Annotated in this window: 21 protein-coding genes and 1 tRNA gene; 13 read left to right on the top strand and 9 right to left on the bottom strand. The window is 35.7% G+C overall.

The window, feature by feature from the left end; genetic code table 11:
• Positions 1 to 13: 13 nt before the first annotated feature.
• The 6 genes from prwr041_RS12635 to prwr041_RS12610 form a co-directional block, all read right to left on the bottom strand.
• Entirely contained in the window at positions 14 to 280 is a 267-nt protein-coding gene (locus prwr041_RS12635; RefSeq protein WP_207154148.1) for a PqqD family protein, read from the bottom strand.
• Between the two features lie 15 nt (positions 281 to 295).
• Positions 296 to 781, bottom strand: coding sequence for a S24/S26 family peptidase (locus prwr041_RS12630; RefSeq protein ID WP_207154147.1), 486 nt, complete (start codon positions 779 to 781; stop codon positions 296 to 298).
• Positions 754 to 1,641, bottom strand: a complete 888-nt coding sequence (locus prwr041_RS12625; RefSeq protein ID WP_207154146.1) for a hypothetical protein — start codon at positions 1,639 to 1,641, stop codon at positions 754 to 756. Before prwr041_RS12625 ends, prwr041_RS12630 begins: the two co-directional genes overlap by 28 nt.
• Positions 1,642 to 1,666: 25 nt before the next feature.
• The gene (locus prwr041_RS12620; protein WP_207154145.1) at positions 1,667 to 2,224 is read right to left on the bottom strand and encodes a hypothetical protein; all 558 of its coding nucleotides are present in this window, start codon (positions 2,222 to 2,224) and stop codon (positions 1,667 to 1,669) included.
• A gap of 51 nt (positions 2,225 to 2,275) precedes the next feature.
• Positions 2,276 to 3,139 (bottom strand): sigma-70 family RNA polymerase sigma factor, encoded by an 864-nt coding sequence (locus prwr041_RS12615; protein WP_207154144.1) that lies wholly within the window; start codon positions 3,137 to 3,139, stop codon positions 2,276 to 2,278.
• Between the two features lie 167 nt (positions 3,140 to 3,306).
• A complete protein-coding gene (locus prwr041_RS12610; protein WP_207154143.1) occupies positions 3,307 to 4,788 on the bottom strand; it encodes a trypsin-like peptidase domain-containing protein in 1,482 nt (493 codons plus the stop codon).
• Between the two features lie 446 nt (positions 4,789 to 5,234).
• Here prwr041_RS12610 and prwr041_RS12605 point away from each other — a divergent pair, with 446 nt between their 5' ends.
• The 8 genes from prwr041_RS12605 (at position 5,235) to prwr041_RS12570 (ending at position 15,051) form a co-directional block, all read left to right on the top strand.
• Positions 5,235 to 6,536, top strand: coding sequence for an MATE family efflux transporter (locus prwr041_RS12605; RefSeq protein WP_207154142.1), 1,302 nt, complete (start codon positions 5,235 to 5,237; stop codon positions 6,534 to 6,536).
• A complete protein-coding gene (rmuC, locus tag prwr041_RS12600) occupies positions 6,533 to 7,828 on the top strand; it encodes a DNA recombination protein RmuC (protein WP_207154141.1) in 1,296 nt (431 codons plus the stop codon). The genes prwr041_RS12605 and rmuC overlap by 4 nt, the downstream gene beginning before the upstream one ends.
• Before the next feature lie 193 nt (positions 7,829 to 8,021).
• Positions 8,022 to 10,283: an aconitate hydratase gene (locus tag prwr041_RS12595; protein ID WP_207154140.1), complete on the top strand. Its 2,262-nt coding sequence runs from the start codon at positions 8,022 to 8,024 to the stop codon at positions 10,281 to 10,283.
• 63 nt (positions 10,284 to 10,346) lie between these two features.
• Positions 10,347 to 11,693, top strand: a complete 1,347-nt coding sequence (locus tag prwr041_RS12590; RefSeq protein WP_207154139.1) for a citrate/2-methylcitrate synthase — start codon at positions 10,347 to 10,349, stop codon at positions 11,691 to 11,693.
• Between the two features lie 42 nt (positions 11,694 to 11,735).
• Positions 11,736 to 12,371 (top strand): YhcH/YjgK/YiaL family protein, encoded by a 636-nt coding sequence (locus prwr041_RS12585; protein WP_207154138.1) that lies wholly within the window; start codon positions 11,736 to 11,738, stop codon positions 12,369 to 12,371.
• Between the two features lie 111 nt (positions 12,372 to 12,482).
• The gene (locus prwr041_RS12580) at positions 12,483 to 13,475 is read left to right on the top strand and encodes a TerC/Alx family metal homeostasis membrane protein (protein WP_207154137.1); all 993 of its coding nucleotides are present in this window, start codon (positions 12,483 to 12,485) and stop codon (positions 13,473 to 13,475) included.
• 129 nt (positions 13,476 to 13,604) lie between these two features.
• Positions 13,605 to 14,099 carry a pyridoxamine 5'-phosphate oxidase family protein gene (locus prwr041_RS12575; protein ID WP_207154136.1) on the top strand — a complete coding sequence of 165 codons (495 nt, stop codon included), beginning with the start codon at positions 13,605 to 13,607 and terminating at the stop codon, positions 14,097 to 14,099.
• A gap of 91 nt (positions 14,100 to 14,190) precedes the next feature.
• Positions 14,191 to 15,051 (top strand): retropepsin-like aspartic protease, encoded by an 861-nt coding sequence (locus prwr041_RS12570; protein WP_237072244.1) that lies wholly within the window; start codon positions 14,191 to 14,193, stop codon positions 15,049 to 15,051.
• A 950-nt stretch (positions 15,052 to 16,001) separates the two neighbouring features.
• Here the strand turns inward: prwr041_RS12570 and prwr041_RS12565 are convergent.
• Positions 16,002 to 16,076: transfer RNA gene (locus tag prwr041_RS12565), tRNA-Arg, on the bottom strand.
• 107 nt (positions 16,077 to 16,183) lie between these two features.
• Here prwr041_RS12565 and prwr041_RS12560 point away from each other — a divergent pair.
• The 3 genes from prwr041_RS12560 to prwr041_RS12550 are packed head-to-tail and all read left to right on the top strand — an operon-like array spanning position 16,184 to position 19,476.
• Positions 16,184 to 17,077, top strand: coding sequence for a DUF4339 domain-containing protein (locus prwr041_RS12560; protein ID WP_207154135.1), 894 nt, complete (start codon positions 16,184 to 16,186; stop codon positions 17,075 to 17,077).
• A 25-nt stretch (positions 17,078 to 17,102) separates the two neighbouring features.
• Positions 17,103 to 18,443 (top strand): tRNA (N(6)-L-threonylcarbamoyladenosine(37)-C(2))-methylthiotransferase MtaB, encoded by a 1,341-nt coding sequence (gene mtaB, locus prwr041_RS12555; protein ID WP_207154134.1) that lies wholly within the window; start codon positions 17,103 to 17,105, stop codon positions 18,441 to 18,443.
• A gap of 7 nt (positions 18,444 to 18,450) precedes the next feature.
• Complete coding sequence (locus prwr041_RS12550) at positions 18,451 to 19,476, top strand: glycosyltransferase family 2 protein (RefSeq protein ID WP_207154133.1); 1,026 nt, start codon at positions 18,451 to 18,453, stop codon at positions 19,474 to 19,476.
• On the opposite strand, the gene prwr041_RS12545 is transcribed toward prwr041_RS12550, so the two are convergent.
• The gene (locus prwr041_RS12545) at positions 19,463 to 20,692 is read right to left on the bottom strand and encodes a DUF4861 domain-containing protein (protein ID WP_207154132.1); all 1,230 of its coding nucleotides are present in this window, start codon (positions 20,690 to 20,692) and stop codon (positions 19,463 to 19,465) included. The genes prwr041_RS12550 and prwr041_RS12545 overlap by 14 nt on opposite strands.
• Before the next feature lie 205 nt (positions 20,693 to 20,897).
• Here prwr041_RS12545 and prwr041_RS12540 point away from each other — a divergent pair, with 205 nt between their 5' ends.
• Positions 20,898 to 21,701, top strand: a complete 804-nt coding sequence (locus prwr041_RS12540) for a gliding motility protein GldB-related protein (RefSeq protein ID WP_237072243.1) — start codon at positions 20,898 to 20,900, stop codon at positions 21,699 to 21,701.
• Here prwr041_RS12540 and prwr041_RS12535 read toward each other — a convergent pair.
• Positions 21,685 to 22,470, bottom strand: a complete 786-nt coding sequence (locus prwr041_RS12535) for a glycoside hydrolase family 25 protein (protein WP_237072242.1) — start codon at positions 22,468 to 22,470, stop codon at positions 21,685 to 21,687. The two genes, prwr041_RS12540 and prwr041_RS12535, sit on opposite strands and share 17 nt — an antisense overlap.
• Before the next feature lie 148 nt (positions 22,471 to 22,618).
• Here prwr041_RS12535 and prwr041_RS12530 point away from each other — a divergent pair, with 148 nt between their 5' ends.
• Positions 22,619 to 23,971 carry an oligosaccharide flippase family protein gene (locus tag prwr041_RS12530; protein ID WP_207154131.1) on the top strand — a complete coding sequence of 451 codons (1,353 nt, stop codon included), beginning with the start codon at positions 22,619 to 22,621 and terminating at the stop codon, positions 23,969 to 23,971.
• Positions 23,972 to 24,026 lie beyond the last annotated feature (55 nt).

Genomic DNA, 24,026 nt, shown 5'->3' with positions numbered 1-24,026 from the left:
GCCCATTATTCTTTTATTCTATTATTCCAGCATCAAGCCAAGACTTCACTAAACAGTTAACGTCTGATTTTGCGGTAACCTCATCTACTTCATATTCATCAGTCAATAGTTTAACAAGTTCATCTTCAGAGAAATCCTTATCCTGTATATTTTTCCAAAGATAAGCTGAACTTTCATTCATACTAATGATGTTACTGAAATCTATATTTTCTTCACCTTCGGCGATAATTACATTCTCTCCACATATCTGGCGAAGATTAAATCCTTTTTTTGTCTTCATCTGTTTATTATATTGTTATGCTATTCCAAATAGTTTTATCCAAATTCTCCTATAAAAAGCCAGCAAGTAACGTCTGATAGGGTATAAGCTCATCCAAATAAACGAATACACTTTCCATTTCATTCCGTCAGTACTGTCAACTCTGTTCCTTCCTTTTCTGTAAAAACCAATTGCCGTTCCTAATATATCGTTTCTATGGCAATGCTCATCACTAAGATTACCATCACCTCTGAGTGTTATTGCGTCATTGTTTATTTTTACAATTCTATGTAACACAAATTTATGTGGTAATATTTCGGCAAGTACAGCATCACCAACCTTTATGCAATCAGTCTTCTTCAATAAAGCCTTATCGCGGTTATCTTCTAAAAAAGGACGCATGCTATATCCTCTAAGTATTAGAGTTACAGTATGTCCTTCTTTTAGAATGTTTGCAATTTCAGGCAATAGTAATGCATTGCTAAAAGTCTTTTTTATTGTTTCGATATCGTCCTTTGACATATTTCTGCAGCTTCTTTTTCAGGTGTACAATGCAAAGTATAAATAGATACCTTTTCAATTATCTTACTTACGACATTGCATATATTATTGAAAATTTCGTTATCCCATTTCATTGATGAGCACGATGGTAATATTGAGGCAAACGACAGTACTGGTGATAATTTTTCAACACTGTTTGATTTAGCCCTATCGATACGTGTAATTGCTCCGAGTGGCGCTTTTACGTTTCTGTAACATGGAGTCTTACCGCTCCACGGACTACCATATATATATGGAACACCATCTATTAACCTTATTACGGGATTGTCATCATTCATAAGGTCACAATTTGGTATATATCTCAGCCACAAACTGACCTGAGTACTTTTACCCGTACCGCTTTTTGCTATAAATGCGTAGCCATATCCATTGTGTCTAACTAATGAAGCATGCACAAGAATGGTATCTTTTGAGCTTCCCGCAAAAGCCATTATAAGCATAAGTGCATTGTTTAAACCAAAACTTTGCATTGTACGTGTACCAAACAGTCTGCATCTGCAATCAGAAAAATCTTTATTCGTGATTAAGAGAACGCAGTCTTCATCCTTGAGATTCTTAATAACAAACTGATAGCCACCGTCATCAAGTAAGTCTACAACTGTGTCACCATTACCTGTATCAAAAGCTCTAATCCTATGAACTCTATCGCCTTCAATAAGTGCAATAGACTCATCTATGGTTAGTTTGAACAATAATTCTTCGTTTACCGGTTTCTCGCATTTAAATGGAATAAATGATGGCAATAAACTTAAAAAAATAAGTTCATTGCCATTATTATTGATATTTATTATATGGTCGGCGATCCTATAATATGAATTCATAAAACAATATGTTTTATAGTTTACATTAGTTCATAGGACCATTTCCCTGACCACCCATCATGCCACCTTTTCTGTGATTAGGTCTTTCTCCCTTTGGCGCCATGCGTTCGCGTTTTTTGTTATTTTTCTTAGCCTCAGTGGCATTCTTCTCTATCTTCTTTGCTGTTTCATCATCAGGATAAATACCCTTGAATTGAAATTCATTAATAGATAAATCTTTTATCAAATAATGGAACTTGCTTTTTTTCTTTGTATTCGTAAAAGAATACTTCTTTTTCATATATAGCAACTTCTTTTCCAAATCTTTACGATCTTTACTCCATGTAGTTACACATGTCGCATGCTCCATATGTAATTTCTCAAGATAATCACGAAGTTGATATGAATAGTTGTCACGACTATACAAGAATCCCTGTTTCCCAACCCAAGCAGAATCAACTTCTTGAATATCAGTGAAATATACAGTGGAATCATTGAATGACGCACCAAATCCATACATATAAACTTTGCTTATATTTCCCGCAAAAACAGGCTGCATGGCTACAGATGCCAAAGCCGCAATTATTAATTTCCTCAATCTCATTTACCTTTGATTTATTATTCTATATTTTGTTATAACGTATTGCTTATTGTATTATTGTCCAAGATAAGATTTTAGATATTTATTTTTAGTATTATGTCGAAGGCGACGTATGGCTTTCTCTTTTATTTGTCTGACACGTTCACGAGTCAAACCATACTTATCACCAATCTCTTCCAATGTCATTTCTGACTGATTTATACCAAAAAATGCTTCTACAATACTACGTTCTCTTTCATTAAGAGTTTTCAATGCCCTTGAAATCTCATCACGCAACGATTCCTGCACAAGTTCATTGTCAGCCATTGTTGCATCATTATTTGGAAGCACATCTAAAAGACTATTATCTTCTCCATCAATAAAAGGTGCGTCTACAGACACATGTCTACCATTAACCTTCATAGCGTCTGCTATCTTGTCTTCTGGTAAATCTATTTTATCGGCAATCTCCTCTATACTCGGATAACGTTCATTTTCTTGTTCAAATTTGTTCAGCATCCGGTTTATCTTATTTACAGACCCAACCTGATTCAACGGTAGTCTGACAATTCTGCTTTGTTCAGCTATAGCCTGTAAAATACTTTGCCTAATCCACCACACTGCATAGGAAATAAATTTGAATCCTCTTGTTTCGTCAAATTTCTCTGCAGCTTTTATCAATCCCAAATTTCCTTCGTTAATCAAATCAGGCAAACTTAGTCCCTGGTTCTGATATTGTTTCGCGACAGAGACCACAAATCTCAGATTAGCTTTCGTGAGTTTCTCTAGAGCAATGCGGTCACCTTTTTTAATACGTTGCGCAAGTTCAACTTCTTCCTCTACAGAAATCAAATCTTCATGACCTATTTCCTGTAAGTATTTATCGAGCGATGCACTTTCTCGATTAGTTATTGATTTTGTGATTTTCAGTTGTCTCATTAAGCATTAAATTTATTATGTGCGTGGCAAAAATACGGTTTTTATATTTCTTATGCAAATATTTTGTCGTTTTTTTATATCGAATGCCAACAAATTGAAAGACAAACACATACATAAAAAACATGGTGAACATCTCTGCCCACCATGTAAAATTATATCGTATACTATTATTCTGAAAGTTTTACCACTTTATAGTCACGCTTTCCAGTTGGCCAAACGCCTTTAATAATCAAAACAGGATCCTTACTTGTAGAAGCACTCTTTACCAAATCCTGTAGGTCGCTGATGCTCTTCAAAGGTGTATCATTAGCATATTGCATAATAAATCCTTCATCAATGCCACCATTTTTAATTGCTCCCTTGCTAACCTTCGTTACTTCAAGACCGAAACTAATATCCAAATCTTTCTTTTGCTGTTCGCTAATAGGGCGGAAGCTAGCTCCTAATACATCTAAGTCTGCAGTCTTAACAACCTTTGTGTTACCTTGTGCATTCTTTAGCTGTATGGTCTTTGACTTTTTGTTTTTATTGTGAAGATAAACAATGTTTACCTCATCGCCAGGACGTTTCCTTGATAAAAGCTCCTGAAGTTCTGACATTTTTGTTATCTTCTTTCCGTCTGCGTTGATAATCACATCACCCTTAGCAATACCTGCAGCAGCTGCAGAACTACCTTCAACAACGTCTGCTACATACACTCCTTCATTGGTACCGAGGTCAACATCCTTATGCTCGTCTTTTTGGCTATTGATATAATTAAGTACATCACCACCCTGAATACCAAGTACGGCGCGCTGAACAGTACCATATTGTTTCAAGTCACTAATGACCTTATTCATAATTGTTGTAGGAATTGCAAAGCCGTAACCGCTATAAGAACCAGTCTGTGAATAAAGCATAGCATTAATACCGACAAGTTCACCACGTGTATTTACCAAAGCACCTCCTGAGTTTCCTGGATTAATGGCAGCATCAGTCTGGATGAAACTTGAAATAGAAGGGCCTTCGCCACCTCCGCCGCCAATAGAACGGGCTTTTGCACTTACAATTCCAGCTGTAACAGTAGAACTAAGATTATATGGATTTCCTACAGCTAGGACCCATTCGCCTACTTTAAGGTTATCACTGTCACCAACAGGAAGAGTTGGGAGATTCTTTGCATTTATTTTTATAAGTGCCAAATCCGTATTTGGGTCTGTACCGATAATTCTTGCAGAAAACTCTCTGTTATCGTTTAATGTAACCGTAAGTTCATCGGCACCATTAACAACATGATTATTTGTTACGATATATCCGTCTTCGCTTATAATAACACCACTTCCAGTAGCTTCTCTTTTTGGAGTCTGCATTCGACGCTTTTGACTACCGCCATTGTTTTGATCTGGATTTCCAAAAAAGCCAAATGGGTCGAAGAAATCAAAAGGATCTCCTTGGCCAGCATCAACAGTTTGTACCTTTGAGTTCTGTACATATTTAATATGCACAACGGCAGGAACAGCTTTCTCGGCAGCATAAGTCAAGTCTACAGGCTGAGCTGGAGCAGCATTCATAATAGCAGGTGCAGCATTTGCACTTACAAATGTACCCGCTGAGAGACCGAGTGCAATTATGCACGCGGTGACATAAACACGATTACCGTAATTTTTCATAATCTAATATTTATCTAGTTTATACTATCAATTATCAATTGCTTGCAAATATATAAGCAATAATCGTAAAAGTAGTATTTTTGTTTAATTCTTTATTCGATTTTAACACTTATATTTAACACTTTAACGGCTCTTAAACGTGCAAAATATATTTTTTAAACTTATTAATGACCTGAATAAAAGATTATTGATAAAAAGGCAAAAATAGATAATTGCTTATTCTTAATTATAATATGTGAGTTGTCAAACTATAGTTAATGTATCATACCTATATTTGATATGCATTATCGTTTTTTTTTGCATTTATAAATAGCGATACTTCTACAGATTTCTGCAAGCATAGATGCAGCTATAAAGAAATCAGTAAATATGAATTTAAAATGTAATATAACAAAAAAAACATTTTTTATTTTGAATTACGTCTGTCATGCATTATCTTTGCATTAATGATTTCTATAGATAAAAACATACTAAAGCTTGCAATACCTTCGATAATATCAAATATTACCGTACCGCTTATCGGACTGGTAGATCTCACAATAATAGGGCATGTAGGATCGGTATCGTATATCGGTGCCATTTCCGTTGGAACCATGATATTCAATGTTATATATTGGATGTTTGGTTTTTTAAGAATGGGCAACAGTGGCATGGCATCTCAAGCATTGGGACGTCAGGATAATAAAACTTTAAGACAACTTCTTGTGCGCTCTATGGTAATAGCTGTTTCTATAGGATTAGCACTGATAATAATGCAGAATCCATTACGAGAATTGGCTCTTTGGGCAATTGGTCCGTCTAAAAATGTAATATCACTTGCAGCAATATATTTTAATATCTGTATATGGGGGGCGCCGGCTGTATTGTCATTATATGGCTTAAACGGATGGTTCATTGGTATGCAGAATACAAAGATACCAATGTATGTAGCTGTTTTACAGAATATAATCAATGTGATTTTTAGTTTGCTGTTTGTCTTGGTTTTTAAGATGAAAATAGAGGGTGTTGCCTATGGAACATTAATTGCACAATGGAGCGGATGGGCAATAGCAATGTTTTTTGCCATGAAACGGATTAAACTCATTAAAGGTTTTGGCAAGGCACATATTACTCTGAAATGGATTGATATATTTAGTGTAAACCGTGATATATTTATTAGAACCTTATTTCTAGTTTCTGTTAATCTATCATTTACAGCGGTCGGAGCCCGTCATGGAGATATAATACTTTCCGTAAACACGTTATTAATGACCTTCTTCACTATATTTTCATATATAATGGATGGTTTTGCATTTGCAGCCGAAGCCTTATGTGGTAAAGCCTACGGCGAAGAAGATAAAACTAAATTTAGTCTTACCGTAAGGCGACTCATGCGTTGGGGATTATATATGGCAATCGTATTTACATTATTATATATAGGTAGTGGAAATCATCTATTAGGATTGATAACCAATAATAAAGATGTTATTGCCGCAGCTTCACCATATATGTTATGGGCTATACTCATACCAATATGTGGATTCATGGCATTTGTATTCGATGGTATCTACATCGGTTCTACAGCCACACGATATATGTTGATTTCATCATTCATAGCTACAATATGTTTCTACACAGTGTATTTTTCCTTAGAGTCTAGATTTGGAAATCATGCACTATGGATAGCTTTTATATTGTTTTTATTGATGCGGGGAGTTATTCAGTATGCATTATTAAATAAAGTAAAATCTAAAATAGTTCAATTATGATTATATTATATGTTTTGGTAGGCTTAATACTTGGAGGTGGTGTTGCCTATATGTTTTTAAATGGTAAACTGACACAGGCTAAAGTTGCTTATGGAAGTTTGGAAACACAGCTCAATGCCGAAAAGACATTACACGAGAATGATGTTAATGCCTTAAAAGATAAATATGAACACGAACTGGAACTGCGTAATGAGCAGAATTCTAAAGAGAATGCAATGCGCCAGCAACAATTCAACGAACAACTTAATACAATCAAGGAACAATTCCAAAATCTTGCAACAAGAGTATTGGAACAGACGACAGCTAAACTAAAGACTGATAATATTGAATCGATAGACAATATTACAAAACCACTGAAACAGAATATTGTTCAACTCCAAGATGCTATCAGTAAAACAAATAATGAGACTGCGAAGAATACTGCATCACTATCTGAACAACTAAAGACAATGGCCGAACAGACTGATAAGATTAACCAATCGGCTACAAGACTTACAAATGTGATGCGTGGTGCAAATAAGGTACAGGGTAATTGGGGAGAACTTGCATTGATGAATCTTTTAGACAGTCAAGGACTCCGACTAGGGATAGATTATGATGTGCAGCAGACTATAACTGACGAAAAAGGTAATGCTGTTATCAATGATGAAAGCGGAAAGAAAATGATTCCCGACGTTGTATTGCATTATCCTAACAACGAGGATGTAATTATCGATTCTAAGATGACAATTGATGCTTATGCTAATTACATGAATTCAGAAGACGAAATCGCAAAGAAGAAGTATGCCGATGATGTCGTTAAGAGCATACGTACTCAGTTCACGCAACTATCAAAGAAGGATTACAGTGCTTATGTGAAAGCTCCTAGATGCGCCATCGACTTTGTTATTATGTACATTCCTTATGAGGGAGCTTTGCAATTGGCTTTAGCATCTGATCCTAAATTGTGGCATGATGCATTTGAGAAACACGTGTTTATCACCAGTCAGCAAAATCTTATGGCTATACTAAAGATCATACAGATTGCATGGAGACAATACACACAGTCTGAAAATCAGAAACGTGTATTTGACATGGCTGACGAACTACTTAAACGAGTGGGGGAATTCATTAAGCGATTTGATAAGGTTGGAAAGGATATAGACACCTTACACAAAGATTATGACGAGGCATATAAAAAAGCACATACTGGAAGACAAAGCATCGTTCAGAAAGCAAACGATTTAAAGCAGTTGGGAGCAAAAGAAAGTGCTAATCTTCCTATTCCAGAAGCTGACCCATCACTTGAATGATAATTCATATTTAGCTTTGCTTTTTAAATTATTATACAAACCTTTGCCGTTTTATGCAATTTATTTACATCTTAAATAACTATTTTATTAAAAATTAGTTGCAAATTGACAAATAACCGCTCAAAAATGTTACAGTTATACAATTATTTAGTATATTTGCATGCAAGTTAATACATTAAAGGTAAAATAAGATATGATACTGGATATAGAAATGTTACGAAGTTTTTATGCTTCATATTCAGAAAGCGTAGATAAAGCTAAAGAAACTATCAAGCGCCCGCTCACCTATGCAGAGAAAGTGCTTTTTGCACACATGTATGAAAATGCAGATCTTAAACTCTTTAAAAGGGGTGTTGATTATGTGAATTTTCGTCCTGACAGAGTAGCAATGCAAGACGCGACAGCACAGATGGCTTTATTGCAGTTTATGAATGCAGGAAAAAACAAAGTTGCAGTTCCGGCATCAGTGCATTGTGATCATCTTATCCGTGCTGATATTGGTGTAGAAAAAGATTTACCTTCAGCCACTGCTACAAATAAAGAAGTTTATGATTTCTTGAAGTCTGTATCTAAAAAATATCATATTGGCTTCTGGGGTCCTGGAGCTGGTATCATTCATCAGGTTGTATTAGAGAACTATGCGTTCCCTGGTGGCATGATGGTAGGAACAGACTCTCATACTCCTAATGCCGGTGGCTTGGGTATGATTGCCGTTGGTGTAGGAGGTGCTGATGCTGTCGATGTATTGACAGGACAACCATGGGAACTAAAGATGCCTAAACTTATTGGAGTTAGACTTCATGGAAAATTGTCAGGATGGGCTAGTCCGAAAGACGTTATTTTGAAAATATTGGGCATACTTACTGTCAAGGGTGGTACAAATTCTATATTGGAATACTTTGGTGAAGGACTTGAATCTATCTCAACAACAGGCAAAGCCACTATCTGTAATATGGGAGCTGAATTGGGAGCTACATGCTCTATATTCCCTTATGACAATAATGCCGATGAATATCTGAGAAATACAGGACGTGAAGAAGTTGCATTTTTCGCGAAAAACAACATAAAGAATCTTCGTGCAGACGATGAGGTTTATGCTACACCAGAAAAGTATTACGATCAGATTATTGATATTGACTTGAATGAAGTTGAGCCACATCTTAATGGTCCATTCACTCCTGATGCCGCGACACCTATATCACAAATGAAGATCAAAGGCCCAGCCAACGACTATCCAATGGATGTTGAGGTGGCTTTGATAGGAAGTTGCACCAACTCCAGCTATCAGGATTTGGCACGTGCCGCTAGTGTTGCCCGACAGGCATATAAGCAAAATATTCCAGTTAAAGCACAACTAATTATAAATCCTGGATCTGAACAGATTAGGTGTACAGCGGAACGTGACGGAATTCTTGACGATTTGAAGAAAATCGGAGCTGTGATAATGACAAATGCCTGCGGACCGTGTATAGGACAGTGGAAACGTCATACCGATGATAATAATCGTAAGAACGCCATTGTTACATCATTCAATCGTAACTTCCGACGCCGTGCAGACGGTAATCCAAATACATTCGCTTTCATTGCTGGTCCGGAACTCACAACGGCAATAGCAATATCTGGCAGGCTAGACTTTAATCCAGCAACAGATATGGTTTGTGATAAAGACGGGAACTATGTGAAGCTTGATGAGCCAACTGGATATACATTCCCTCCAAAGGGATTCACTGTAGAAAACAATGGATTTATAGCACCGTCAGAAAGCAATGGTAACATAGAAATAATTATATCAGAACAATCTGATCGACTACAAAAGTTGGAACCTTTTGCTGAATGGAACGGTGAGGATTACAAAAATATGCCTTTGCTCATAAAGACTAAAGGTAAATGCACTACTGATCATATCTCTATGGCAGGACCATGGCTTAAGTTCCGAGGACACTTACAAAACATCTCTGATAATCTTCTTATGGGAGCGGTTAATGCTTTCAATGATGAAAGTAACTGTGTGAAAGATCAATTAGACGGAGAATACAAGGAAGTATCCAGTGCTGCTAAAGACTATAAGCAGAATAATATAGACTCGATCGTCATTGCTGAAGACAATTATGGAGAAGGTTCAAGCCGTGAACACGCTGCAATGGAACCACGCTTCTTAAATGTTAAGGTTATATTGGCAAAGAGTTTCGCACGTATACATGAGACAAATCTTAAAAAACAAGGTATGCTAGCGCTTACCTTCGTAAACAAAGATGATTATGACAAGGTGCAAGAAGATGATCGCATTTCTATTTCTGGCTTGACTGCTTTTGCACCTGGCAAACATCTGATTGTGATATTGAAACACAATGACGGTTTAACAGAAGAGATAGAGGTTGAACACACTTATAATGATACGCAAATAGCATGGTTTAAAGCCGGAAGTGCTCTCAATTATGCAAGGTTAAACAAATAAGATTAGGGTAATTAATCTAAGGATTTTACTTTTTATCTCTTTACTTTTTTTACTTTATTGATTATGAAGAAGGAATATTTAATTTACAAACTGTCTGATGCAGTTAAGAACACGTGCAAGATTCCACAGGAAACTTTCCAGGAATATGGCGTGAAAAGAGGACTTCGCAACGAAGACGGTTCCGGTGTCCTTGTAGGACTTACCAATATAGGTAATGTTGTGGGATATGATCGAGATAAAGACGGCAAGCTCCAGCCATGCGCAGGAAAACTTTTCTATCGTGGTTATGAAGTTGACGACTTGGTATCTCCGCTTCTAAAAGAAAAGAGATTCGGTTTTGAGGAAATCGCTTTCCTGTTACTTTCAGGTGAATTGCCTGATAAGGAAGAATTAGCTGCATTCCGTGAACTGCTGAATGACAACATGCCACTTGATCATCGTACCATAGTTCATATCATTGATCTTGAAGGATCTAATATCATGAATATATTGGCAAGATGCGTGTTGGAAATGTACACATTTGACCCTAATCCTGATGATATAAGCCGTGATAATCTTATGCGACAGAGCATTGAGCTTATTGCTAAATTCCCTACGATTATAGCTTACGCATATAATATATACAGACATAGCGTTCAAGGGCAAAGCTTGCATATACGTTACCCTAAGGAGAATCTTAGTATTGCAGAGAATTTCTTATTTATGCTGAAGCATAATCGCTATACAGAACTAGATGCGAGAACGCTTGACCTTCTGTTGATTATTCAGGCAGAACATGGTGGTGGTAACAACTCTACATTCACAGTTCGTGTGACGTCATCAACTCGTACAGATACCTATTCAAGTATTGCTGCAGGTATTGGTTCTTTGAAAGGTCCGTTGCATGGTGGTGCTAACATTAAGGTTATCAACATGTTCCATCACTTGAAAGAGCAGATAAAGGATTGGAAAAATACGGATGAGATAGACACATATCTGAATCGTATGCTTAACAAAGAGGCTTATGACAATACAGGACTTATCTATGGTATCGGCCACGCAGTTTATACAATGAGTGATCCTCGCGCAGTTGAATTAAAGAGACTTGCAGGCGAGTTAGCTACCGAGAAGGGACGTAGAGAAGAATATGATTTCTTGTGTTTGCTTGAACAAGAAGGTGTTAAAAGTGTTTCAGCATTCAGAAAGACAAAGAAACCTATTTGCGCAAACCTTGATTTCTACAGCGGATTTATCTATGAGATGATTGGTCTGCCACAAGAGATTTATACACCAATATTTGCGATGGCGCGCATCGTTGGATGGACTGCTCACCGCATAGAAGAATTGAATTATGATGGAAGAAGAATCATTCGTCCAGCGTATAAGAATATACAAGGGCAGAAAGAATATCTGCCAATTGACAAACGATGAAGCAATTAAACAAACAATAAAGACAACAACATTATATTTACGATGAAAAAAATTATTTTATTTATGCTGTTCATGTGCACTTTATGTGCGCATGGTCAGCATAATGGTTATTATACGCAATACTATAATAACCCTGAACTATTGAAGCAAGCAAAAACATGGGTAGAATCTGGTGAGTGGAGACAAGGTTTTAATGGTGCAGCTCCTCACAGTAGTGTTAACGTTATCGACTTCTACCAACAGTATCAGCGCAATCCTAAAGCATGGCAAGCCATGTTTCATTGGTTAGCTACTCATGATTTACTAGCTATTCCTGCCGGCAGACATGAAATTGAAGGTACTGATTTGGTAGCAAGTGTTGAGGACAGCGAAAACAGACCTTTAGAGAAGCAAAACAGTGAAAGCCATTATCATCATATTGATTTTCAGTATGTTGTCAGTGGAGTAGAGAGATTTGGCATTTTAGACCATTACACAAGTACTCCTAATTGTAAATATGACGCCCGCAAGGATGTCATACATTATAATTACAAAGCAGATCGTACACGTTTTTATGACAGTAAGCCTGATGAATTCTTTATTTTCTTTCCTAGAGACTGGCACATCGCAAAGATAAACAATTCAGGAAATGATCAAAAGATAAGAGTGATTGTCGTTAAGCAAAAAGCGATTTTATAAGCTATGATTATTCATGTTGTAACAGAATTGTAACTAATATTATTGTTTAATTCATATAGATATGCCTAAATTTGCAAAATATTAGTGTTTTATCTGTAATAGAAATTAATAATGCATTATTCAGAGATAATATTTTTTGGATGCTTTATCGCATTCATTGTAGGTATTCTATTGGTCGATCTTCTGGTTATTGACAAAGAAGCTCATGAAGTTTCAATGAAAGAAGCCGGAACTTGGACCGCTGTATGGATAACTCTAGCTTTAGCTTTTTCGGCTTTTTTGTGGTTTCATGGTGATTTAGTACATGGCATACACAACATGTCTGACCTGCAACTGGTTGTATCCCGATATGCAGACCACATGAAAATCAATCCTAATGATTTTGAAGGTTCTGTGCAGATGTACCGTCAGCACATGACTATTTCTTACATAACAGGTTATTTAATAGAAAAGACTTTATCCGTTGATAATCTGTTTGTTATGATGATGATATTTACATCATTCGGAGTTAAGAAAAAAGATTATCAAAGAGTTCTTAACTGGGGCATTCTTGGTGCTATAGTTATGAGGTTTATCTTCATCTTCCTTGGTGCAGCTGTAATAAGACGATTCGACTGGATACTGATTATATTTGGTGGCTTCTTACTTTATAGTGGTGTGAAAATGTTTATCGACAGAAACAAAGATGAAAGTCATGTTGATGTAGAGCATCATCCTATAGTGAAACTACTCAGGAAGTATTTCCCGTTTATATCACCGTTAATGGTAACAGTGATATTTATTGAGTTCAGTGACTTGATATTTGCTTTTGATAGTATCCCTGCGGTATTCTCTGTATCGTTAGATCCTTATGTTGTATTCTTCTCAAACATATTTGCGATATTGGGATTGAGAGCAATGTTCTTCCTTCTGGCTGGTGTTGCTGATCGTTTTAGATATCTCAAACCTGGTGTATGCGTACTTCTTGTATTCATTGGTGTTAAACTGCTTATACATAAGTATGTGGAGATTGGAACTATAGAATCATTGATATTTATTCTAGCCGTTCTCACGGTCAGCATAGGACTGTCATTGGTAATTCCTGAAAAGAAAAAACTACAATAAACTATATTGGAAGGCGACTGATTAACGGTCGCCTTTTTTATTTATTTAACAGCAATGGTAACACTTGTTACTAGCTGTATGGCAAAATATGTTTATATTTGCATCTAATTAATAAACACACATTAGATTATGATATTTAATAATGACGGAGTACGCCGCAAAGATAGATTAATGGAAGAGGATAGGGCAGTGGAACTGCTCCTAAACAGTGAATATGGAATATTAAGTATGATTGATGATAAAGGCTTACCATACGGAATACCATTAAATTATGTTTGGGATGGCGGCAGTTCTATCTATATTCATTGCGCACCAGATGGGCATAAACTTGATGGTCTTGCTAAATATCCTAGCGTAAGTTTTTGTATTGTTGGTAATGTAAACCTTTTGCCTGGCAAATTCACGACAGAGTATGAGAGTGTTATCTTGAAAGGAGTGGCACATATCAACTTGACTGCAGAAGAGCGTATGGCTGCATTACTAAAGTTAGTAGATAAGTTGTCACCTGATTTTAAAGAACTTGGTGCTAAGTACTCTCAAAAGTCATTTCACAGAGTAAATATTATACGCATTGATTTCACTGAGTTCAGTGGAAAGTGCAAACATGTGCATGCGGCAGATTAACAGTCTGCATACAAGTTTTTTTTGCCACTAATGCCATAATGTCACAAAACCGTTGTTTATCAGGTTGCTATAATTAATTCTAAAAAAGATAATGTTGAATTTGAATTTTCGTTATTTGTTATTTATTCTTTTTGCTTCACAAATTCTTGGACTAAAAGCTCAAACACCATTAACAATCACAAATCATTGGATGTTCATAGGTGTAACAGTATCGCATCAAGAAACTTCACATAACGTTCAAGGAATCATCGACACAGGGGCTTCCATTTGTCTTATTGACTCAACTTTTGCAGTAGATTCATGTCACATCAAAATAGCACTAAGCAATGCAACTATTGGCAATACATCAGGCAAACGAATCAATTCTTTTCGTATTAATCTAGATAGCATTTCCATGGGGGATCGTGTATATTCTAATGTTTGTTGCTATGTAGTAGACTTGGCAGGTAGGTTGAAACAGTATGCACCTAAATTCATTATTGGTGGAGATGTTTTAAAAAGAGATCTTTGGGGTTTTGACTTGAATCAAAATGTCATGAAACGATATGAGACAGTACCAGCAAACATTAAAAGAACTTTATCTTGGAAAAACCACGAAGACTATTCTGATGCAGCCTTAAATTCTATTTATTTTGAAGGCAAAATTTCAGGGAAAAAGACACGTGTTTTTTTTGATACCGGCAGCAGAAAAAACGAATTGCCTGAATATTTTAAAGTTTTACCAACAAAAAAAATAGAGATAGAAAGTGCAAACATAGCTGATAAATTAACTTTGAAGGAAGAGAAACTTTGTGAAAATACTCCTGTAGAAATAGCCGAAGATAAATACCTCGTCAACTTCTTTATAACGAGTAAAGCTATCAATAAATATCCTCGTATCAATACAGACTTTCTCTTAGGAAAGATATTTCTTTTAAATTATAAAAAGAAATGTCTGTATATATTAAATTAATTTCAACACATGTTCAACTTTTATAAATAAAGGGGTTATGACATTAGGTGATGAACATAAACTTTTTTGGGTTGAGCTCCAAGTTCATATATAGAGGACATCCCTCCTATATCAACGAAAAATATTTTTTTGCGAATTTTTAATGTGATTTCCTACATCTTTTTGCCAAACGCATTGTTATACAACATGTTAGCTAATGTATATAAGTCCGTTCTTATACATTTTAGGGAGTGATTAGGCCCTAATCACTCTATTGTCCTACATGCTTTACCGAGTGATAAGGACCTAATCACTCAAAGGCGCACCGAAAAAGGTGATTTTATTCTTGCTGCGCTTTATGTATTTTGGCTATAATAGGACATGATTATAAACATTCATAGTTATACTTACGGAATCACTATACATAGTTTTAAGCTGTTACTGATTATCATTTATAGTTTCTGAAATCTCTTACTGACATGGTTAACATCTCGTAATATTTTATAAATCAGTTTGGCTTCTAAATTTCATTTACAATAGAAAAGAGATTTCTATTCACTATTCCCATGAAAGAAACAGCAGTGATTGGCTTTACAGCTGGTGAAATGGACAAATGGTCCAATCTAAAAAGCGACTTTTGCATTGCGATTTGAGCAAAATCCATCGTTTTATATACAAAAACGTGCTTATTAGTGTAGGAATCATGTAGGAAAGGTGTAGGAAAAGGCACTTATATACATTAGATAAACGACTGACTATAAACAACTTAAGTCAAAAATGTAGGTAGTGTAGGTTTATTTACTGTTTTTTCTGAAGTGTTCGCCAATTATACTCAATAAATAAGCTTTGATCTTAGTATTATGGACATGTTCTATCAAACATTGAATCATTATGGTTTTGTACTTATTAATAATACAATATATATAATTATTATAAAAACAAAAAAGGAACTAGTACTAGTTCCTTTTTCGTGATTCCGCTGGGATTCGAACCCAGGACCCACAGCTTAGAAGGCTGTTGCTCTAATCCAACTGAGCTACGGAACCATTGATCTTTAAATCGGGTGCAAAAGTAATCTTTTCTTCCCATATATGCAAATTTTATCAAAACTTTTTCTAACTTTGCATGCATATTTCAAAATAAATTAGACTATATGAATTATTTTATTATCGAAAACGGACTACAGGTAGGACCTTTTAGTGCCGAGATTCTTGTAAAGAATAAAAATATAACAGCTGAAACACTTGTTTGGGCTGACGGCTTTGCAGACTGGACTCCAGCTTGGCAGGTTGAAGAATTGCGCATTATGCTTCAAGCTAACACACCAGTACAGCAGACTCCACCTCCTGTTCCTCCTTATATTAATAATGTAAATAATCAGGAAGCAGCCCAAAAAGAGAAAGAAAAGAAACCTATTTGGAAGACTGTCGCAATTGTTGCTGTAGCCATCATTATTATATTAGCAATAGCAAACCCAAGTAAGGATAGCCATAAGAATGCTATCAAGAAAGAACTTACTGAGGCTATGGACAAGATTAATGAGAAAGATGGTTATAACGATGATTTGCTATCAATGGGATTAAGCATTATCACAAAGATATTGGATGACAATACTGTTGATGCTACACTAGACAATATGCTGAATTACCACAGTTACATTATTTATTCTGTAAGTGATGTAAAATTTGATGGCCGTGAGCATAATGTTTCTTATGGTTTCTTGGGACATGTATATACAGTTAACGCTGATGATATTGTGAGATGCTATGAGAATACAATGAATAGTTCTTCTAATAAGGAGGAAGTAAACGACGATGATAATATCAAAGACAGCGAGAGCGAATCTGCAAAAGAAGATTCAAAGGATGCCAAAGATTCAAAAGATAATTCTGATGATGCTTTAGACAAGGCTGCTAATAAGATCGTAGATAAAGTAAGCAAGAAAGTTCAGGATAAAGTAGACAAGAAACTTAGCGAGAAACTCAATCAGGCTGCTGACAGTACAGACGGTATAATTGATAAGATCTGCAAAATTCTTGGTCTGTAAATAATTAAAGATTCAATAAATATATATGATAGATAGTTCAGCTTTTCAAGGTAAGAAAGCGGCTTATTATACATTAGGGTGCAAACTCAATTTCTCAGAAACATCCACTTTCGGAAAAATGCTTTCCGAAATGGGTGTTGTAACTGCTGAAAAAGGTGAGAAAGCTGATATATGCATTATAAACACATGTTCAGTTACAGAAGTAGCAGACCATAAATGCAGACAGGCTATACACAGAATGGCACGTGAAAATCCAGGTGCTTTTATTGTCGTTACTGGTTGCTATGCACAGCTTGAAGCTGAAAAGGTTAGTAAGATTGATGGGGTAGACCTTGTACTTGGTTCTAATGAAAAGGCTAACCTTATTCAATATTTAAGTAATGCCTTTACAGAAGGTGATGACAAGGAAGCATTGCATCAGTTCCATTCTGTTAAAACAAAGGATATCAAGACTTTCCAGCCTTCTTGTTCTAGAGGAAATAGAACAAGATATTTCCTAAAAGTGCAAGACGGATGTAACTACTTCTGCACTTATTGCACCATACCTTACGCACGTGGATTCTCTAGAAATCCATCAATAGCCTCACTTGTTGAGCAAGCTGAGCAAGCTGCTGCTGAAGGTGGCAAAGAGATTGTTCTTACAGGTGTAAATATTGGTGACTTTGGCGAAACTACTCACGAGAAGTTTATAGATTTAGTGAAGGCTCTTGACAATGTCAAGGGTATAGAAAGATTCCGAATTAGCAGTTTGGAACCTGATTTATTGGAAGACGAACTGATAGATTGTTGTTCACATAGCCGTGCGTTCATGCCTCATTTTCACATACCATTGCAAAGTGGAAGTGATGAAGTGTTGAAATTGATGCATAGACGATATGACAGTGCTTTGTTCGCACACAAGATAAATCTTATAAAAGAGAAAATGCCTGACGCCTTCATAGGTGTTGATGTTATGGTGGGATGTCGTGGTGAGAAACCTGAATATTTTCAAGAATGTTACGACTTCTTGAAATCACTACCAGTAACTCAGTTACACGTATTTCCTTATAGTGAGCGCCCAGGAACCAGTGCCCTCTCTATACCTTACGTTGTTGAAGAAAAGGAAAAGAAAAAGCGTTCAAAGAGGCTGCTTGAACTTAGCGACCAAAAGACACATGACTTCTATGCCAAATATATAGGCGAGGAAATGAATGTGCTTTTTGAGAAAGCTCCACGCGGAAAAGCAATGCATGGATTTACTGATAATTATATCCGTGTGGAACTTCCAGCTTCAAGTGCTCGCATTGAGTATGACAATGAGATTATCCGCGTAAAGTTGGGTGATTTCAATCATGACGGATCTGCACTCAAAGCGGAAATAATTTGATATATATATGAAACTTTCAATAGTAATACTAAATTGGAACGGCAGTGATATGATGAAGAAATATCTGCCAACGGTGATTAAACATTCTGAGAAGGATGCAAAAGTTATCGTTGCGGATAATGCATCATCTGACGATTCAATTGAAATGCTGAAGAAGGACTTTCCCGAGGTTGAGATTATCACGCTTGATAAGAACTATGGATTTGCCGAAGGTTATAATCAAGCTTTAAAACAAGTAGCTAGCGAATATTATCTGCTATTGAATTCTGATGTGGAAGTTACTGAAAATTGGCTGAAGCCACTATTGAAATATATGGATGAACATCAAGATGTAGCAGCATGTCAACCGAAACTTTTATCTATATTCGATAAAGACTCGTTTGAGTATGCTGGTGCTTCAGGTGGATTTATCGACAAGCTAGGATATCCTTTCTGCCGTGGACGAATTTTCGACACAGTAGAAAAAGACAAAGGACAATATGATGATGTTGCTGAGGTTTCATGGGCAACTGGTGCTTGCTTAATGATTCGTTCAAAAGACTATTGGAACGTCGGGGCCTTAGACGGTCGCTTTTTCGCACATAACGAAGAGATAGACTTGTGCTGGAGACTTAATCTGTACGGTCATAAGATTGTATGCATTCCAGAAAGCAAAGTCTATCATGTTGGAGGCGGTACATTACCAAAGAGTAATCCGATGAAAACTTATCTGAACTTCCGCAACAATCTTACAATGCTATATAAAAATCTTCGTGAAGAAGAGTTGAAGTCTGCAATGCGTTGGAGATGGATACTTGACTATACAGCAGCATGGAAGACTCTAATTGTAGATAAGAATATTGGTGACTTCAAGGCTATATATAAAGCTCGCCGAGCATTCAAAAAATGGCGAAAAGACTTCAAGTCAGACCGAGATATAATACAGAAGAATAGGGTAGCTGGATGTAAAAATGATAGAATGAATATCTCCCTGCTTTGGCAATATTATGTTCACGGCAGGAAGACATTCACTGATATTATTAACCACGCTTGATTTTAATAATCGGGCGTAGGTTAATATTCTTCTTCCATTCCTTAAGATATTCAAACCATGACTTAGAGTCGTGATATCCAAAAGACTCATCAGCACTTGAATATGTAATTTTATAATTAAGTTTTCCGTCGACCATACGAATTACATAACCATAATTATCTTTATCAGCAGGCAATTCCTTTATGCGATAATTCTGTGGAATATATATACCCATTCCAATTGTCTCACGCTTCCAATTTATAGTATCATTACCTGCTGGCCAATCAGTTCCCCAAAGTCCACGAAGACCATTATGATCTGAATACTCCAAAGAGTTTTTCATATTTATCAATCCAGTAGAGAACTCCATATTCTTTGAATCTCGATTAGTCCATGCCTCAACATCAACATCACGATGATTAGCATACAATGTATATCTTTCTGTTAAAGAAATACGTGGTTGTCCTTCCTTATATCTCCATCCGTTATCAGTAAGTTCAACGATCGTGCGAACTGGTCCATAACAAACAATACGCTGTCCTCTAGACTTAACGTCACTCATCATTGTAGAAGCACTGCCGTTCCAACCACGAAGAGCACCGAAACCAAAAGTGTTTCCTACCCAAAGAATGTCATCGCCATATCCATTGAGCTTTTGTTCCTTAGAAGTATAGAACTGTGTATCCTTTAGTTCTAATCCCTTGTGAAATTTACCATATAAATCAAGAGTCTGTCGCTCATCAAAATAAAATCTCATGCATATCAGTTCATTTTCAAAAGCTACGCCATGATGATGAAGTAGGTGATACTGATCTTTCATCTCATCAGTAGCTGCAATCTGTGATAAATACAAATCATGCTTATTTTTTTCTTTCACCTTTGGATTTCTCAATAACAATTCGGCAAAAGTTAAATTCTTATATTGTTTCTGATCTGACTTGTTATCAAGCAATATTTTGAATATTTTTTCACCTTTAGCTTTGATATCTGTCATGAAGCATATCTCATCATTATTTCCGTCACCATCAAGATCATCTACTTGGGAAGGGATCTCTACTCCATTACATGTTACAATAGATGACGTTGTTAAAGGATAATTCTTTAGACTGATAACGATTGGAGTATTACTCATTTCAATGTTATTAGGATTAGTGACGTCAACACTCAGAGAATTTTGAGCCACACAACCATTTGCAACTGCAAAAAGCGCAAATGTGAGAAAACTTGTTTTAATCATTGTTTATATTTCAGTTTGTTAATGCAAATATAATTATAAATGTTCGGCTTAATAAATATTTTTTATTTTCATTGGAGTTTTTTACTAATTTTGAGTTAAAAGTGTTATATTTGACCGTAATTTTTAATTTTTTTAGCAAAAAGCTTGCATTAAAAAATATTTTTTAGTACTTTTGCGTTGTTGAATTTTAAGGGAGACTATTCGTTTGAAGAAGATTTATTACATATTATTTGCTGTAATGGTACTCTGTGTGGCTTGTGAATTAAAACTTAAGCCAAACAGTGACATGGAAAGACAAGTTGAGATTTTGCGCTATGATCGTATAGAGAGCAGATATCTTACAACGGGTGACTTTTCAGCTCTTCAAGAAATGAATACAGAATACCCTATAGAAACCAGAACTTTGGTTGAAAATGTGCTAAAATTAGGAGCTGTTTACGAACCGGACATTAACAGCCGTTTTCTTAATTTCTATCAAGATACAACACTACAAACATTGATTACAGATGCTGAAACGCAATATGCAAGTATTGACGATATCAATAAAAAGCTATCTGCTGCATTCGGTAAGGCAGAAAAAGAGTTATCTCATTTTAAGATTCCGAAAGTTTATGCACAGATAGGTGCTCTTGACCAAAGCATTATAGTAGGAGATAAGACTATTGGAATTTGTCTTGATAAATATCTTGGTGAGGATTATCCGTTGTATGCAAAATATTATTCAAAGAATCAATGCAAGACAATGTCTAGGGAATATATTGTTCCTGATTGTCTGAGTTTTTATCTTTTAAGTATTTATCAGATGCCTAATTTCGACCACCGCAGCCAACAAGAAAAGGATTTGCACATGGGAAAGGTTATGTATGCTGTTAATAAGATCATGGGATATAAAGTGTTTACAACAAAATTTATTGATGCCGTTGAAAGTTACATGCACGACAACAAAAACGTTACTCTTGACAAATTGCTTATTAGTGACAACTATAAATGTTTTAGTCAGTATCTTTAGTCAACTTTAAATCATCTAAATTTGCATTGGGTGATAGTTTGTCTAAATCAACCCAATTCCAAATTCCAGGAACATGCCCCTTTTTACTGAATTGCCACATATCATATACTGGTTTACCAGGCAATAATGGTGTACCTGTATAGTTGGCAATGAAGAGTATATATTTATCGAACTCTGGTGAAAGATTGTCTTTAAAATATGACTCACTGCAATATATTATTGGAGCCTTTCCATATTCACCTTTGCATGCATCAATGAAATTGCGTAATTCAGCCTGTATTTTTTCTCTGCTCCATCCTTCAGTACCTTCTTCCTCAACATCTATTAAGGGCAAGAGGTCTTGTTGCTCTTTATCAGCAACATCATTAAAGTGATTAAACTGTCTTCTACCTGAAAAATTTTCAGAAAGGAAATGGTACGATCCAATTAAGAAGCCATGTTTCTTCGCTTCAGAAACATTACGTTGATAGCATGGATCTTCATTGTATATTCCTTCGGAAGCTTTTATATATATAAACTTAATATGGCTATTTTTAGAAAGGATGTCCCAATGTATCTTTCCCTGATGTTTGGAAATATCGATTCCATCGTAGTCTCCAGAAAACGGAGCATCAATGTCTGTATATGGCCAATTCGCATCATATTTGGCAGTATTGAGCATCTGCCATGGCATATAATACCATAGCAAAAACAAGACACCTCCAGATAAAATAATCAATTTCAATGACCAGTTTCCGCTTTTCTTTTTCTTGTTTCTCTTCTTGACCATTACCAATGAAAATAATATGATGCAAAGGTACGGAAAGTTTGAATGCCTCACAAATATCATTAGCACGATTTGTGTCAAAATATGCAACATTCAATTTGATATTCCTTTTTCTTGGGTAAGATGAAAAGTTTGCTTATCTTTGCAAACTATGAATTCCACACGTGGTACATACATTAGAAACATAAAATCGGCAGGTCTTTTTGGTGGTGTACAAATAATAAACATCATTATAGGTCTGTTAAAAACCAAATTTGTAGCTTTATTATTAGGTACTAATGGTTTCGGTATGTTTTCCATTTATAATTCGATTGTGAGAATGTCTGGTGACATTACTGGATTAGGAATACAAACTTCGGGAGTGAAAAAAATCTCCAACTACTATGAACAAGGCAATGAAAAACTAGATAAATCTATAATATCGGTAAGGTCATGGAGTATTTTTGCAGCCTTGTGCGGTTTTATAATTACATTAGTAATGTCTCCACTATTCAATTTCATATCATTTGGCAGATCAGAAAACCATTTATTTGAATTGACTTTCATTCCTTTTGCAGTATCGCTAACAACTCTTTCTGGAGGAGAGATTGCGATACTTAAAGGTACAGGAAAGCAATCAAAACTGGCAAAGCTAATGATTGCGGGGACTGTAATTTCATTAATAATTAGCATTCCTCTGCTTTATACTTTTGGAGCAAAGGCCATTGTTCCTTCATTAGTTTTATCAGCACTTTTCATATACTTGTTATGCTGTCGCGCAACAGGTCTGCGTTTTAGTAATTTGCCATCAATAAATGATATATTAAATTGCTTAAAGGGCGATATATCATTATTGAAGTTAGGCATTGCTTTTTCTTTAGCATGTTTGGCAGGCAGCGGAACAGAATATGCCATACGATCATTTCTAAGCACAAATGCATCTTTGGAGATTGTAGGACTATACAATGCTGGTTTTATGATAACAATGACATATTCTGGCGTTGCTTTTTCTGCTTTAGAAGCTGATTATTTTCCTCGACTTGCGAGAAATTGTACAATAGGGAGCATGATGGGGATTATCAACAGACAGATAATAACGAATTTGCTTATCGCTTTGCCATTACTACTTGTTTTTATGCCGTTGGTTTCACATATATTACCGATATTGTTTAGCCATAATTTCATAGGAGCAGTATCATTCGTGAAAGTAGCTTTGTTTGGTGTAATCGCAAGAGCCGTGTATTTACCAATAGAATATGTTGCTCTAGCTCAAGGTAAATCCTTATTGTATTTATTTCAGGAATCAGTTTCTGCAATATTACTCTTAACAAGTTCAATATTGGGTTATCATATTGGTGGTTTAATCGGACTAGGTATCGGCACTTCAATTTCAGCTTTCATGGAATTACTTTTCGTCGTTGTTTATACGCATTATACATTTGGATATAAACCCTCTATAAAAGTAATATTCGGCACAATGGCATCATTTATCATGTTATATGCCATGTATGTTATTATTGAATAAAAAAACTCCTGTAACCTTTAGAGTTACAGGAGCATATATATTGCTAATTCTAGAA

The organism is Prevotella herbatica, from assembly GCF_017347605.1.
Lineage (GTDB): Bacteria > Bacteroidota > Bacteroidia > Bacteroidales > Bacteroidaceae > Prevotella > Prevotella herbatica.
Note: the sequence above shows the minus strand (reverse complement) of the source record. Positions and strands in the feature narration are given on the sequence as shown.

Excerpts from the sequence above, each read along its gene's own strand:
- prwr041_RS12635 (WP_207154148.1), bottom strand. The coding sequence starts at position 280 with ATGAAGACAAAAAAAGGATTTAATCTTCGCCAGATATGTGGAGAGAAT.
- prwr041_RS12630 (WP_207154147.1), bottom strand. The coding sequence starts at position 781 with ATGTCAAAGGACGATATCGAAACAATAAAAAAGACTTTTAGCAATGCA.
- prwr041_RS12625 (WP_207154146.1), bottom strand. The coding sequence starts at position 1,641 with ATGAATTCATATTATAGGATCGCCGACCATATAATAAATATCAATAAT.
- prwr041_RS12620 (WP_207154145.1), bottom strand. The coding sequence starts at position 2,224 with ATGAGATTGAGGAAATTAATAATTGCGGCTTTGGCATCTGTAGCCATG.
- prwr041_RS12615 (WP_207154144.1), bottom strand. The coding sequence starts at position 3,139 with ATGAGACAACTGAAAATCACAAAATCAATAACTAATCGAGAAAGTGCA.
- prwr041_RS12610 (WP_207154143.1), bottom strand. The coding sequence starts at position 4,788 with ATGAAAAATTACGGTAATCGTGTTTATGTCACCGCGTGCATAATTGCA.
- prwr041_RS12605 (WP_207154142.1), top strand. The coding sequence starts at position 5,235 with ATGATTTCTATAGATAAAAACATACTAAAGCTTGCAATACCTTCGATA.
- rmuC (WP_207154141.1), top strand. The coding sequence starts at position 6,533 with ATGATTATATTATATGTTTTGGTAGGCTTAATACTTGGAGGTGGTGTT.
- prwr041_RS12595 (WP_207154140.1), top strand. The coding sequence starts at position 8,022 with ATGATACTGGATATAGAAATGTTACGAAGTTTTTATGCTTCATATTCA.
- prwr041_RS12590 (WP_207154139.1), top strand. The coding sequence starts at position 10,347 with ATGAAGAAGGAATATTTAATTTACAAACTGTCTGATGCAGTTAAGAAC.
- prwr041_RS12585 (WP_207154138.1), top strand. The coding sequence starts at position 11,736 with ATGAAAAAAATTATTTTATTTATGCTGTTCATGTGCACTTTATGTGCG.
- prwr041_RS12580 (WP_207154137.1), top strand. The coding sequence starts at position 12,483 with ATGCATTATTCAGAGATAATATTTTTTGGATGCTTTATCGCATTCATT.
- prwr041_RS12575 (WP_207154136.1), top strand. The coding sequence starts at position 13,605 with ATGATATTTAATAATGACGGAGTACGCCGCAAAGATAGATTAATGGAA.
- prwr041_RS12570 (WP_237072244.1), top strand. The coding sequence starts at position 14,191 with ATGTTGAATTTGAATTTTCGTTATTTGTTATTTATTCTTTTTGCTTCA.
- prwr041_RS12560 (WP_207154135.1), top strand. The coding sequence starts at position 16,184 with ATGAATTATTTTATTATCGAAAACGGACTACAGGTAGGACCTTTTAGT.
- mtaB (WP_207154134.1), top strand. The coding sequence starts at position 17,103 with ATGATAGATAGTTCAGCTTTTCAAGGTAAGAAAGCGGCTTATTATACA.
- prwr041_RS12550 (WP_207154133.1), top strand. The coding sequence starts at position 18,451 with ATGAAACTTTCAATAGTAATACTAAATTGGAACGGCAGTGATATGATG.
- prwr041_RS12545 (WP_207154132.1), bottom strand. The coding sequence starts at position 20,692 with ATGATTAAAACAAGTTTTCTCACATTTGCGCTTTTTGCAGTTGCAAAT.
- prwr041_RS12535 (WP_237072242.1), bottom strand. The coding sequence starts at position 22,470 with ATGGTCAAGAAGAGAAACAAGAAAAAGAAAAGCGGAAACTGGTCATTG.
- prwr041_RS12530 (WP_207154131.1), top strand. The coding sequence starts at position 22,619 with ATGAATTCCACACGTGGTACATACATTAGAAACATAAAATCGGCAGGT.